Source organism: Alteromonas lipotrueiana (assembly GCF_019249245.1).
Lineage (GTDB): Bacteria > Pseudomonadota > Gammaproteobacteria > Enterobacterales > Alteromonadaceae > Alteromonas > Alteromonas lipotrueiana.
In genome coordinates this window covers 172,484-185,721 of record NZ_JAESDK010000002.1, presented here as the reverse complement: position 1 = coordinate 185,721, position 13,238 = coordinate 172,484, and the positions used below count along the sequence as shown (strand labels likewise).

At 47.9% G+C, this 13,238-nt stretch carries 10 protein-coding genes; 5 read left to right on the top strand and 5 right to left on the bottom strand.

Translation table 11 applies throughout. The annotated features are described in order from the left end of the window. Nucleotides 1-144: 144 nt before the first annotated feature. The 4 genes from tsaA to JK130_RS02490 all read left to right on the top strand — a co-directional run bounded on the left by tsaA (nucleotide 145) and on the right by JK130_RS02490 (nucleotide 4,493). Nucleotides 145-867, top strand: coding sequence for a tRNA (N6-threonylcarbamoyladenosine(37)-N6)-methyltransferase TrmO (gene tsaA / locus JK130_RS02505; protein WP_218352637.1), 723 nt, complete (start codon nucleotides 145-147; stop codon nucleotides 865-867). Nucleotides 868-950: 83 nt separating this feature from the next. Further along, entirely contained in the window at nucleotides 951-2,666 is a 1,716-nt protein-coding gene (locus tag JK130_RS02500) for a proline--tRNA ligase (RefSeq protein ID WP_218352636.1), read from the top strand. A 34-nt stretch (nucleotides 2,667-2,700) separates the two neighbouring features. Beyond that, on the top strand, nucleotides 2,701-3,543 hold the full coding sequence (locus JK130_RS02495) for an MBL fold metallo-hydrolase (RefSeq protein ID WP_218352635.1): 843 nt from the start codon (nucleotides 2,701-2,703) through the stop codon (nucleotides 3,541-3,543). Nucleotides 3,544-3,557: 14 nt separating this feature from the next. Further along, nucleotides 3,558-4,493 (top strand): phospholipase A, encoded by a 936-nt coding sequence (locus JK130_RS02490; protein ID WP_218352634.1) that lies wholly within the window; start codon nucleotides 3,558-3,560, stop codon nucleotides 4,491-4,493. Here JK130_RS02490 and JK130_RS02485 read toward each other — a convergent pair. From JK130_RS02485 to guaB, 5 genes are all read right to left on the bottom strand, one after another. Continuing rightward, nucleotides 4,488-5,429 (bottom strand): histone deacetylase family protein, encoded by a 942-nt coding sequence (locus JK130_RS02485; protein WP_218352633.1) that lies wholly within the window; start codon nucleotides 5,427-5,429, stop codon nucleotides 4,488-4,490. The two genes, JK130_RS02490 and JK130_RS02485, sit on opposite strands and share 6 nt — an antisense overlap. 57 nt (nucleotides 5,430-5,486) lie before the next feature. Beyond that, the gene (locus JK130_RS02480; RefSeq protein ID WP_220099448.1) at nucleotides 5,487-7,106 is read right to left on the bottom strand and encodes a methyl-accepting chemotaxis protein; all 1,620 of its coding nucleotides are present in this window, start codon (nucleotides 7,104-7,106) and stop codon (nucleotides 5,487-5,489) included. 159 nt (nucleotides 7,107-7,265) lie between these two features. After that, nucleotides 7,266-8,309, bottom strand: coding sequence for a zinc-binding alcohol dehydrogenase family protein (locus tag JK130_RS02475; protein WP_218352722.1), 1,044 nt, complete (start codon nucleotides 8,307-8,309; stop codon nucleotides 7,266-7,268). A 306-nt stretch (nucleotides 8,310-8,615) separates the two neighbouring features. Continuing rightward, a complete protein-coding gene (guaA, locus tag JK130_RS02470) occupies nucleotides 8,616-10,193 on the bottom strand; it encodes a glutamine-hydrolyzing GMP synthase (protein WP_218352632.1) in 1,578 nt (525 codons plus the stop codon). Between the two features lie 70 nt (nucleotides 10,194-10,263). After that, nucleotides 10,264-11,733, bottom strand: coding sequence for an IMP dehydrogenase (gene guaB, locus JK130_RS02465; protein WP_218352631.1), 1,470 nt, complete (start codon nucleotides 11,731-11,733; stop codon nucleotides 10,264-10,266). A gap of 102 nt (nucleotides 11,734-11,835) precedes the next feature. Here guaB and xseA point away from each other — a divergent pair, with 102 nt between their 5' ends. Further along, entirely contained in the window at nucleotides 11,836-13,188 is a 1,353-nt protein-coding gene (gene xseA / locus JK130_RS02460) for an exodeoxyribonuclease VII large subunit (protein ID WP_218352630.1), read from the top strand. Nucleotides 13,189-13,238: the final 50 nt, after the last annotated feature.

The window sequence follows — 13,238 nt, the reverse complement described above, 5'->3', positions numbered from 1 at the left end:
ATTATACGTGATGCTTTTTCCATCTGCCGGTAACCAGCCCGCCGGTTATTCGTTCGGGTAGGCGAATACCAGTATAGAAAACTCGGACATTTTCAATATTGCTATTACAATGCTGGGCTTATTTGCTCCCGGAGTATCGCGCCCATGTCCTATGAATCGTACGCACTGTCACCAATAGGCCATATTGTCAGTCCATTTAAACAAAAATTCGCTATACCCCGCCAGCCTAATCTGGCTGACGCCGAAGGTGAAATATTTTTTAATGACGATATTTACGATGCCAGTGCCTTCAGGGGTATAGACGGTTACAGCCATCTTTGGTTGCTGTTTGTATTTCATGAAACTTTAGAACGAGGGTGGAAACCGTTGGTTAAAGCTCCTCGTTTAGGTGGCAATGCCACCCTGGGCGTGTTTGCCAGTCGCAGCACTCACCGTCCCAATGGTATTGGCATGTCAGTGGTTAAGAATCAGGGTTTGGTGGTTCGTAACAACCGTCCGGTACTCAAAGTCAGCGGTGTTGATCTGGTGACCCATACACCCATTGTCGATATCAAACCTTATCTGCCCTACGCTGACAGCATTAACCAGGCCACTGACTCGCTGGCGCAATATCACAATATTCCAATGCGAACCGTTGAGTTTACCCCGCCCGTAACGAAGCAGCTGACAGCGCCCGACTCACCCTACCCTCAGCAGTTAAAAGAATTAATTAAAAGCGTACTTTCACAGGACCCCCGCCCGGCCTATCGCCAGCAAAATGACGACGACCCAAAAGTGTATAAAGTGAAGCTGTATAACGCTGATGTAAGCTGGCAGGTAAGGGGCAAGCGCGTGATAGTGTGTGATTTGTCTTTATGTAATGAATAACAACTGACATTTTTCTTTTTAGACCATTTCTATACTGCTAAACTACTGCCGATTTTAAATTCCCTAAGGATGAGACGCGAATAATGCGCACTAGCCAATATTTACTTTCCACTCAAAAAGAAACGCCAGCAGATGCAGAAGTTATCAGTCACCAGCTTATGCTGCGGGCCGGTATGATTAGAAAACTGGCGTCAGGACTGTATACCTGGCTTCCTTCGGGTCTTCGTGTTTTAAATAAAGTTGCCAATGTAGTGCGTGACGAGATGAACCGTGCCGGTGGCGTTGAAGTGTTGATGCCCGTGGTTCAGCCAGCCGATTTGTGGGAAGAGTCTGGCCGTTGGGACGAATATGGTCCAGAACTGTTGAGGGTTAAAGACCGCCATCAACGCGACTTTGTATTGGGCCCGACTCATGAAGAGGTGATCACTGCACTGGTGCGCAACGAAGTAAGCAGCTACAAACAGCTACCGCTGAATTTGTATCAGATTCAAACTAAATTCCGTGACGAAGTTCGACCACGCTTCGGCATTATGCGGGGCCGTGAGTTTACCATGAAAGATGCCTACAGCTTTCATTTAGACGACGACTGCTTAGATACTACTTATCAAAAAATGTATCAGGCTTATTGTGCTATATTTGAACGTTTAGGGCTGGACTATCGCGCGGTAATTGCCGACTCAGGCTCTATTGGCGGTAGCGTGTCTCACGAATTTCATGTATTGGCTGAATCTGGCGAAGATGCTATCGCGTTTTCAAGTTCCGGTGATTATGCGGCAAATGTTGAAATGACCCCGGCTCAAAAGCCTACAGAGGCTCAGCAAGCCTCCGGTAAATCGGTTAAGGTCGTCGAAAAACCTGAAAACCAGCCTATGGACGAGTTTTATAGTAAAGCAGACAGTAGTGCCAGCCAGGCGCTGCAGGTTTTGGTTGTTAAAGCGGCCGAACCTGAAGATAGCACCGAGACTTCCGAACAGTGGGTCGCGTTGGTATTACGAGCTGACCACGTGCTGAACACAGTAAAAGCTGAAAAACTGCCAATGGTAGCTACTCCACTGGTGTTCGCCAGTGAAGAAAAAGCCACCAGCTTACTGGGATGCAGCCCCCTGTTTGCTGATGCCTCCAACCTGAAGATTTCAACGGTTGCTGATCATAGCGCTGCAGCTTTGGCCGACTTTATCTGCGGAGCGGGCAAAACCAATCACATGCAGTTAAATGCAAACTGGTCGGACAAACCTGAGATTGCAGATATACGCAATGTGATGGCAGGCGATGCTTCACCTGATGATAACGGCCAGTTAGAGATAAAGCGTGGCATTGAAGTGGGTCATATATTTCAGTTGGGCGACAAATACTCTAAAGCAATGAATTGCGGTGTACTGAGCGAGACTGGTAAACACCAAACCCTGACGATGGGATGCTACGGTATTGGGGTGTCACGAATAGTAGCGGCGGCTATCGAGCAGAATCATGATAAATACGGCATCATCTGGCCTGACGCGATTGCGCCATTTAAAGTCGCATTGATTCCGATGAACATGCATAAATCTCAGCGTATCAAAGAAACCGCTGAAGCCCTGTATCAAAAGCTCACCGACCTCAATATTGAGGTACTGTTTGATGATCGTAAAGAGCGCCCAGGTGTTATGTTTAATGACATGGAATTAATTGGCATACCTCACAGTATTGTTATTGGCGAGAGAAACCTAGACAATCAGCAGGTTGAATACAAGCATCGCCGAACAGGTGAAAAACAATTGCTCGATATCGACTCGGTCAGCGATTTTGTTCATGCGCTGTAATGTTTAAAAGTCGGTCGGGCCTGCAGGAGGAACCATGCGGCTAACGTTTTACGGTGTACGCGGTTCTATTCCCACTCCGGGAAAGGATTTTGTACGCTATGGGGGTAATACTGCGTGTGTGCATGTGGCCACCGATGATGGCACTGATATTATTTTTGATGCGGGTACAGGAATTCGCCAACTCGGCAATGTTCTGATCAAAAAAACGACACCTATTCATCTATTATTAACCCACAATCACTGGGATCATATTCAGGGATTTCCCTTTTTTGCGCCCATTTATCAAAAAGATCGTGAAATTAAAATCACGCCTGGGCAAACCACCTTACCCGAGCATGACCAAATATTACGTCAAATGCAGGGGTCGGTATTTCCGGTTCCTTCAAGTGCCCTGCTGTCTGATATTCAAATAACACCATTGCCGGATGAAACCGAAAATTGGACAATTGGTTCAGCAGCAATCTCGCGCCTGCCGATGAATCATCCGGGTAAAGGCAGTGCTTATGCCATTGTTGCCGATAACATAAAAGTGGTGTATATGACTGATAACGAGTTATATCCTCCCTATCAAAAAGAAACTGACTTTTTGTCTTTTGTTGACTTTGCCCGTGATGCTGATCTTATTATACATGATGCGCAGTATATGCTAACCGACATGCCCGCCAAGTCTGGCTGGGGTCATTCGGTGGCCGAAGAAGCAGTTAAGCTGGCAATGGCCTGTAACGCAAAACGCTTAGCTTTATACAGCCACGATCCGGAACGTACTGATGACGATATTGATGCAGTGGTTGCACATTGTCATCGATTTATCGATGCCGCTGAATCGCCGTTGGACATGATGGCGGCTTCTGAAGGACTGTCACTTAATTTCGCCTAACAGGAGAAACGTGGGTGAAACGTGTTTTTTTAACCCTTGTTATACTGACTTCGCTAAGCAGCCCTGACGGGGCTGCTCAGCAGCAGCCTGATCCTGAACCGGTAGCCGAAAGCCCTCAGGAAACAGATAAAATAAAACAAGCGCCAGGTATCCTCAGCTCACGCTTTGAAGCTGACCGACAAGCCCTGGATAATCTGTTCGTTATCTCGCAGCATCATCCCAATTTTATTTTGCCCATGACCTACGTGACCAACCCAAATTCGGTAGGTAACGAAGAACTTACTGCGCTAAATGTCGATAATAAAGAAGCTAAATTTCAGCTTAGTGTAAAGTTGCCTATGTATTTGCCCAATGAGTCTACCGACGGGGTGTATCTGGGTTTTACGCTCACATCGTTCTGGCAACTGTATAATTCAGAGGTCTCGAAACCTTTTCGCGAAACTAACTACGAACCTGAAGTTTTTTACATGAAAGAAGCTGACATCACATTTTTAGGCTATGACTTTAGTGCGTTTCAGGTAGGCTTTAATCATATGTCAAATGGACAGTCGGGTCTGCGCTCGCGAAGCTGGAACCGGTTGTTTGCCACGGTATTGTTTTCTGACTTTGATGACCTTTATTACCTTAAAACCTGGTATCGTATTCCTGAAGATGACAAAAGCTCGCCTACCGACCCTACGGGTGATGACAACCCGAACATACAGGATTATTACGGTCGTATAGAGTTAGGTTACGGTACCCGAATGGGTAATTTCAAATTGCTGGCCCGGCTGCGCAATAATTTGAATTTTGGCACTAATCGGGGCAGCATCGAGATGAACCTGAGTTATCCCCTATCTGACCGTTATGAAGTTTTGTTGCAGTACTTTAACGGTTATGGCGACTCACTGATTGACTATGACCGTTCGCAGGAACGAGTGGGATTAGGCTTTCAGCTAATGTTTTTATAGCCCATATTCAATGACTAACCCCTGGCAATAGCCCCCTTTTTTGGTAACCCCAGCAGCATGAAATAGCTGCATATGTACCTCGACCAGCGCCTCAATGTTGCGTTGGTAACCGCCTCCGATAACACAGGCTACCGGTAAGCTATGCTTTTTACACCAGTTAAGCACCATTGTGTCGCGTTGGCGTACCCCGGCGGTACTGATATCAAGTAAACCCAGGTCATCATCAACATGAATATCGACACCGGCATCATAAATCACAGCGTCAGGCTGATAAAAGCGTTCAATTAAGTGCAAAGTGGTGTCCAGAGCGTCCAGATATTCTGCGTCGGTACAATGTTTAGGCAAGCCCATATCAAGATTTGAATGCTGTTTGCGATGTGGAAAGTTTTTTTCGCCATGCAACGACACAGTGTAAACCGACTTGTCGTTTTCGGCTAAATGCGCCGTACCATCGCCCTGATGCACATCACAGTCAATAATCAGCACGTTATCAATACCTGGTTGCTGCTGTATAGATTTAGCCGCCAGATACAAGTCGTTAAACAAACAAAAGCCGGAGCCATAGCTGGCAAATGCGTGGTGATAGCCGCCAGTTAAATTTAGCGCTATGCCATCACGCAAGGCATTATGTGCGGTCAGGCAGGTGCCACCGATGGCGGTGAGTGAACGTTTTATTAATTGCGGCGACCATTCAAAGCCAATCCGCCGCATGGCTTTAGCCTCTAACTTACCTTGTGTCAGCGCATGTACGTAACCTACATCGTAATACTGACAAAGCGTATCTTCTGTCACCGGTTCGGGGTGTTCAAATGCATTGTGAGGAACCCCCTGCCGACGTAAGGCATCATAAATCCCCTGATACTTTTGAATAGGAAACCGATGACGTGCCGACAGGTTTAACTGGCTGTAAATTGGAGCAAAGGTCAAGGGAATCATGAATTACAAATTACCCGGCAGCAAAAAAATCAAGATTGCCAACCTGACAGAAAGCGCTCAGCGGGTCAAGGATCCCACAACTTTCTCTACATTCGCTGCCATGGCTTTCATCGCTGCCGAGATATCATCACGTTGAGACAGCTGTTCATAATGCGCGGCCGAGCTTACCACCTGCCCGATGACATCTTCGACCTCTTTAAGAACCTGCTCCTGTTCGTCGGCGGTAGTATGTAAAGAGTGCACCACTGTTGCGGTTTGCTCAATATTTGCAACCACCTGACTAAGGGTGGATAACGCCGAGCTGGCTTCCTGGGCATTACTGTCAGACAGGGCTTTACCCTGCGTCATCGCCGCCACCGCTGAGTGAGCTTCAGCTTCAAACGAGGATAAAATATTATTTATTTCACGGGTTGATTGCTGGGTTTTTGCTGCCAACGCCCTGACCTCGTCAGCCACCACCGCAAAGCCACGCCCATGCTCACCCGCCCGGGCGGCTTCAATTGCAGCATTCAGGGCCAGCAAATTGGTTTGATCGGCAATCTCGTTAATTACATTGACTACTTTCAGAATATTCACACTACGACTTTGTAACTCATTCACCGTACCGGCGGTGGCATTAACGGTTTGCGCCAGCTGATGAAATCCTGCATTGGCTTTTTCAAAGGTGGCATAACAGCTGGCAACCTGGGCCTGGGAGCTCCCCGTGGCTTGTGCCACCTGCTCAGAAATATGGGTTAGATTATGTACCATGGAAGTCAGCCGCGTAGTGCTATGCTCTAATGACTGACTGGCCTGCTGCTGTTGGGTGGCTCCACCCTGAATTGACTGACTGACCTGTGCCAGTGAGTCGATGGCGGTGCTCATTTTTTGCTCGGCGCTTTGTAACATATCGACCGAGTTGAGCAGCTTGCTTTGCAGGGCTCGGGTAGCCTGTGCCAGTATTCCCAGTTCATGCGCACTGGTGTAGCTCAGCTCATCCCGGTAATCGCTTTTCGACAGCGCATCCAGACAATGTGCAATTTGTCTGACCGGTTTTATCACACCGGTACGTAAGCGCATCACCACATAAAGAAGACCGCCTGCTGACAATAGCAGCGCTGCGCCCAGTATCAGCCACAAGGTAGTGCGCGTGGTACTACGTAGCTGGGCAAACGCCTGATGAGAGGCCTGTGCAATATTCTCTCCCGCCGAAGCCAGTAACCGGGCCGGCTCTCGGTCGATTCCCCGCACCTTCTCATCAGCCATCGCAGGGTCAAAACCCGAATCAATAAATGCCTGATAGCCGTCGCGATATTTTTTCGCCATCAGCGCATGGGGGCGGGTAAAACTTTCGATATCACGCTGAGTTGCTTCGCTTAGGTAGGTGTTTTGCCCCAGGGCCGCAATGAGATCGCCTATCTGAGCTTCGCGTTGTAAAAAACGCTGCCAGTATTTGTTCCGGGCGTCCTCATCCTGTCCTCGCAGCAAGACATTTTTCCACTCCTGAACCTGAGTTTTAAAGGTGGATAAAACCACATTTATTTCGCGCTCTGCCTGCAGCTGATTATTTTCCAGGCGTTCATAATGGTTCAGTAAAGAAAAAGACTGATAAAGCGACGCAGCATTAAGTGCCACCAGAATTATCAGAGTAATTAAAACGGGGGTCATTACCAGTCGGTTAATACTGGTGTACTTCATAATGGCGGATCCTAAGGTGAACTTTGCGGACGCCATTACACGCAGACTTTGTTACCGTTTGATGACAAAGCCTGCCCGCTCGGGTATGCCAGGAAAAAGTTTGGTTTTCCCGGCGATACCTTTGTAGGTCTGTTGGTGATAGTTCAGCGCTGACAGCGCTTAATCACTGTCGTAATTTTCGGCGTCGGCGTCAAAACCCTCAAGCACTAGCTTACCGCACGCTTTGTTAGATTCGAGTATCTGGTGAGCCTTAAGGATATTTTCGGCGGTAATTTTGCCCAAATGCTCACCCAGGGTGGTTCGCAAAGTGTTATTGTCAATCAGGCGGCTAATCTGATTAAGAATATTGTGCTGCTCGTGTAAATCGGGGGTGTTGAACAGCGAGCGGGTGTACATAAACTCCCAGTGCAGCGAAATACTTTTACGCTTTAACGCTAATATATTTAGCTGTTGCGGATCATCAATCAGACCAAATTTCCCCTGCGCTTTAAGAACATTCACACAGGCATCAAAATGGGTGTCGGTGTGGGTCAGGCTGGCGACATAATCGACGGTTTCAATACCGGTTTTTTTCAACTCCTGGTCCAGGGGCTGACTATGGTCAATAACATGATCAGCCCCCAGATTACGCACCCACTCCTGGCTTTTCGCTCTGGAGGCGGTGGCGATGACAGTAAGCCCGGTAAGCTGTTTTGCCAACTGAATCATTATTGAACCAACGCCGCCGGCGCCGCCTACAATTAGCAGGCTTTGTTGCTTTCCGGCTTCATCGGTAGGTACCTGCAAACGCGAAAATAGCAACTCCCAGGCGGTCAGTGAAGTCAGGGGTAAGGCCGCGGCTTCACAGTTGCTGATTGATGAAGGAGCGTGCCCGACAATGCGCTCATCCACTAATTGAAATTGAGCATTGCTGCCCTGACGCGAAATATCCCCCGCATAAAAAACTTTGTCGCCCGGCTTAAACAAACTGCATTTACTTCCGACGTCTTTCACGGTACCTACCGCATCCCAGCCTAAAACCTTAAATTCGTCAGCCTCGGGAGCGACACTTTTTCTTATTTTAGTGTCTACCGGATTAACGGATATCGCTTCAATGGCAACAAGCAGATCATGACCCGCGGGGGTCGGCTTGGCTGTGTTAAAGGCACTGAGAGCTTCAGCGTGTGGGGTCTCACTGGTTTGTTTGTATCCAAATGCGAGCATGGCTTTAAATCTCGGGTTTGATAGAAAGTAAGTCAAGGCTAACATGCTCTGTGGCTTGATGGGTAGACGTCAATCGGTAGCAAATAGCAGATGCGGATTATAAAGCAACGAGTCGAAGATCATTAGTAATGAACAGGTGAAGACCTTACCTTGCCGGAAAGCCGGTATTAAGCACTCCGCGTTCTTAATCTCCCCCGTAGTGCTCTTTTGACTCGTCCTAGAATAAGTTGACACTTATTTCACTTAAAAAGCCCGGATTTATTCATCCGGGCTTTTAACGGTAAGGCTTAGTAGTAAATGGTTAGTCTATTCCCATTCAATAGTAGCCGGGGGCTTGCCTGAGATATCGTAAACCACCCGCGAAATTCCGTCGATTTCGTTAATGATACGATTTGAAACCCGCCCTAAAAAATCGTAAGGCAAATGCGCCCAGTGGGCGGTCATAAAGTCGATGGTTTCGACCGCTCGTAACGACACTACCCAATCGTATTTACGCGCATCACCCATCACCCCGACCGAACGTACCGGCAAAAATACAGTAAACGCCTGGCTAACTTTATTGTATAAATCAGCGGCGTGCAGCTCTTCGATAAAAATCGCATCCGCTTTACGCAGTAAGTCGCAGTACTCTTTTTTAATCTCGCCCAGCACCCGTACGCCCAAACCTGGCCCCGGAAATGGATGGCGATACAACATATCGTAAGGCAGACCCAGCTCAAGACCGATTTTACGCACCTCGTCTTTAAACAATTCGCGCAATGGTTCAACCAGACCCATTTTCATATCTTTTGGTAACCCGCCCACATTATGGTGCGACTTGATAACGTGCGCTTTGCCCGTAGCAGAACCTGCAGATTCAATAACATCAGGATAAATTGTTCCCTGAGCCAGCCACTTGGCATTAGTCAGTTTGGCGGCTTGTTCATCAAACACGCGTACAAACTCATTACCAATAATCTTACGTTTGGCTTCAGGCTCGTCTTCACCTTGAAGTGCGTTTAAAAAACGTTCTTCCGCATCTACTTTAATAATGTTCAGACCAAAATGATCGCCAAACATATCCATAACCTGCTGGCCTTCATTAAGGCGTAGCAAGCCGTTATCAACAAACACACACGTAAGCTGACTGCCGATGGCCTGATGCACCAGCATCGCCACGACCGACGAATCTACACCGCCTGAAAGCCCCAGCACCACATGGTCATCGCCTACTTTTTCTTTAATACGTGCAATAGCATAGTCAATAATCGCTTCAGCGGTCCAAAGCTTTTCACACTTACAGATGTCCATCACAAAATGGGTCAAAACACGCATGCCTTGACGCGTATGGGTAACCTCAGGATGAAACTGCACCCCAAAAAACTGTTTTTCAAGGTTGTGCATTGCCGCATGCGGGCAAGAAGGTGTTTGCGCGGTCGTCACAAAGCCGTCAGGAATTGTCTGTACCTTATCGCCGTGGCTCATCCACACATCCATTAGTGCGTTGCCGTTATCACCGATATGGTCTTCAATTTTGCTCAACAGCGGACACGACTCGGTGACCTCAACCTGGGCATAACCAAATTCGCGCTTGTTCGAACCAAATACCCCACCACCGAGTTGCTCGGCCATGGTCTGCATGCCATAACATACGCCAAGTACCGGAACACCGGCATCAAATACATACTGAGGCGCCCGGGGCGAATCAAGTTGGGTGACCGACTCTGGCCCGCCAGATAAAATAATACCCTGAGGGTTAAATTCACGAATTTGAGCTTCGGTGACATCCCATGCCCAAAGTTCGCAGTACACGCCAATTTCTCGTACCCGCCGCGCTATTAGCTGACTATACTGAGAGCCGAAATCCAATATCAGTATGCGTTGATCATGAATATTAGTGGTCATTATGATTACCCGTATATATAAAACTAATCAGGCTGGTCGAAACCAGCCTGATGAAAAGCAATGTCGTGGCTTAGCCTAAACGATAGTTAGGCGCTTCTTTGGTGATGCTGACGTCATGCACATGCGACTCACCCATTCCGGCCGAGGTCACTTTTACAAACTTCGCTTCGTTGCGCAAAATATCAATAGTTGCACAGCCTGTCAGGCCCATCGCCGAGCGTAATCCGCCCATTTGCTGATGAATAATATTAGAGATTGGTCCTTTGTATGCCACTCGGCCTTCGATACCTTCAGGGACCAGTTTTTCAGCACTGTTAGGATCTTGAAAATAGCGGTCAGAAGAACCATGGCTCTGGTCCATCGCACCCAGCGAGCCCATACCACGATAAGATTTGAAATACCGGCCTTGATAAAGCTCTACTTCACCCGGAGCTTCTTCTGTTCCAGCTAACATACTGCCCACCATTACGCAGCTTGCCCCGGCCGCTAAGGCTTTGGCAATATCACCAGAAAAACGGATGCCACCGTCGGCAATTACTGGAACCCCGGTGCCTTCAATCGCGTCCACCGCATCAGAAACCGCGCTGATTTGCGGAACACCACAGCCCGTGACAATACGCGTAGTACAAATAGAACCTGGACCTATGCCTACTTTCACCGCATCCACACCGGCTTCAACCAGCGCTTTTGCGCCTGCGGCTGTGGCTACGTTGCCTGCAATAATTTCAAGGTTGGGGTAATTCTGGCGAACTTTCGCAACCCGATCGATAACGCCTTGCGAATGCCCGTGAGAAGTATCGATAAGCAATACATCCACGCCGGCTTCTACCAATAGTTCAATACGCTCGTCGGTTCCCGGACCTACGCCAACCGCAGCACCAACTCTTAACCGACCCAACGAATCTTTACAGGCATTAGGTTTGCTTTCAGCTTTTTGAAAGTCTTTAACCGTTATTAAACCTGTTAGTTTGAAATTATCGTCAACGACCAGAATTTTTTCAATACGATTGGCGTGCATCAGTTCAAGCACTTGTTCAGAACTGGCACCTTCTTTAACGGTAACCAGCTTGTCTTTGCCGGTCATTACCTTATGAACAGGTAGCTCAAGCCGGTTTTCAAATCGCATATCGCGACCGGTAACAATACCAATTAAGTTGTTGTCATCATCGGTCACCGGAAAACCTGAATAGCCCAGTTTCTTACTCAGCGCCAGTACCTCGCCCAGAGCGGTATCTTTAGAAACCGTAACCGGGTCAGAAACCACGCCACTTTCGTATTTTTTGACTTCGCGTACATGACGAGCCTGTTCGGTAGGCTGCATGTTCTTATGAACAAATCCTAAACCACCTTCCTGCGCCAAAGCGATAGCCAGACGCGCTTCGGTAACAGTATCCATAGCCGCCGAGACCATCGGAATGTTCAGCGTTATATTGCGCGTGAGTTTAGTCTGCAGGTTCGCAGTATGAGGGAGGACTGATGAGTGGCCGGGTACCAGCAAAACATCATCAAATGTTAGGGCTTCCTGAACGATTCGGAGCATGCAACAACACCTTTTGAGTCGAGGGTTAATTGCGGCGCAATTGTAGTGTTTTTTAAGTTTGAGGTAAACTGTATTTGAATTTTATCAATAAGAAATTTTTTAATGTTATTTAACAGCCCCTCTTCTAGTCGCCAAATTTTGTCTGTAACCAAGCTTAATCGCCTGGCCCGAAACGTTTTAGAAGGCGAGATTGGTCTTGTCTGGCTTTCTGCTGAAATCTCAAATTTTGTTTGTGCCGCTTCCGGGCATTGGTACTTTACTTTAAAAGACAATAAAGCACAGGTTCGTGCGGCTATGTTTAAAAATACCAATCGTAGTGTGCGTCAGCGCCCTAAAGAAGGCGATAAGGTATTAGTACGGGCCTCGGTAGGTCTGTACGAACCACGGGGCGATTATCAGCTTGTTGTTGAACATCTCGAGCCAGACGGGGCGGGTCAGCTAAAACAAGCTTTTGAAGCATTAAAAGCTAAGTTGCATCAGGCGGGTTTGTTTGCCCCTGAAAAAAAACAGCCATTGCCCCATACCATCCGCCGAATTGGTATTATTACCTCGCTATCAGGTGCGGCATTACATGATGCATTAACGGTGTTGCAACGTCGTAGCCCTACCACCCAAGTGGTGGTGTATCCCAGCATGGTTCAGGGAGACAGCGCCCATACTCAGCTTATCGATGCGTTGCAAACCGCCAACCAGCGTAACGAGGTAGATGTTATTCTGCTTACCCGCGGAGGCGGTTCACTGGAAGATTTATGGTGTTTTAACCACGAAAATCTGGCACATGCTATAGCAAAGAGTCAGCTACCGGTAGTGAGCGCGGTAGGCCATGAAATTGATGTGACCATTGCCGATTTTGTCGCTGACTTGCGAGCCCCTACCCCGTCGGCCGGAGCTGAGCTGTTAAGTCAGGACCAGGTGGCACTGCGTCAGCACCTTGCTCAGGCGACCAGCGCACTCCATAAAGCCTGGTCACAAAAAAATAGTCAGCGTCAGCATTCACTGTCATTACTTATTCAGCGATTAAAAGCCTGCCACCCAGCAAATCAGTTGAAAACACAGTGGCAACACGTCGATCAATTACAAATGACACTGGTTCATCAAACCAACACCCGTTTAACACAATTACAGCGCCGGCTTGACCAGCTCACCGGCCGTTTAAATCAGCAAAACCCCGCCATGCAGCTAGCGCGCCTTAAAGCACGGCATTCCGCCTTGGATTATCGATTAAGCCAGACGATAGAAAAGCAAGTTAATAACTCCCGACAACGCCTTGGCAACACAGTGCAACTTCTACAATCTGTCAGCCCGTTAGCCACTTTAGCACGCGGCTACAGTATTACTTTTGCCGAACAAAATGCGGTCACCTCTATTGAGCAGATTAATGAAGGACAGACTATTGAAACCCGCGTGGCAGACGGCGTTATTTTAAGCTCAGTAACAAAGAAAAGCCCTGTTTAAGCCAGAACTGTGATTTTTTCAGTCCTCAGAGGCGTATAGGTATATGAATA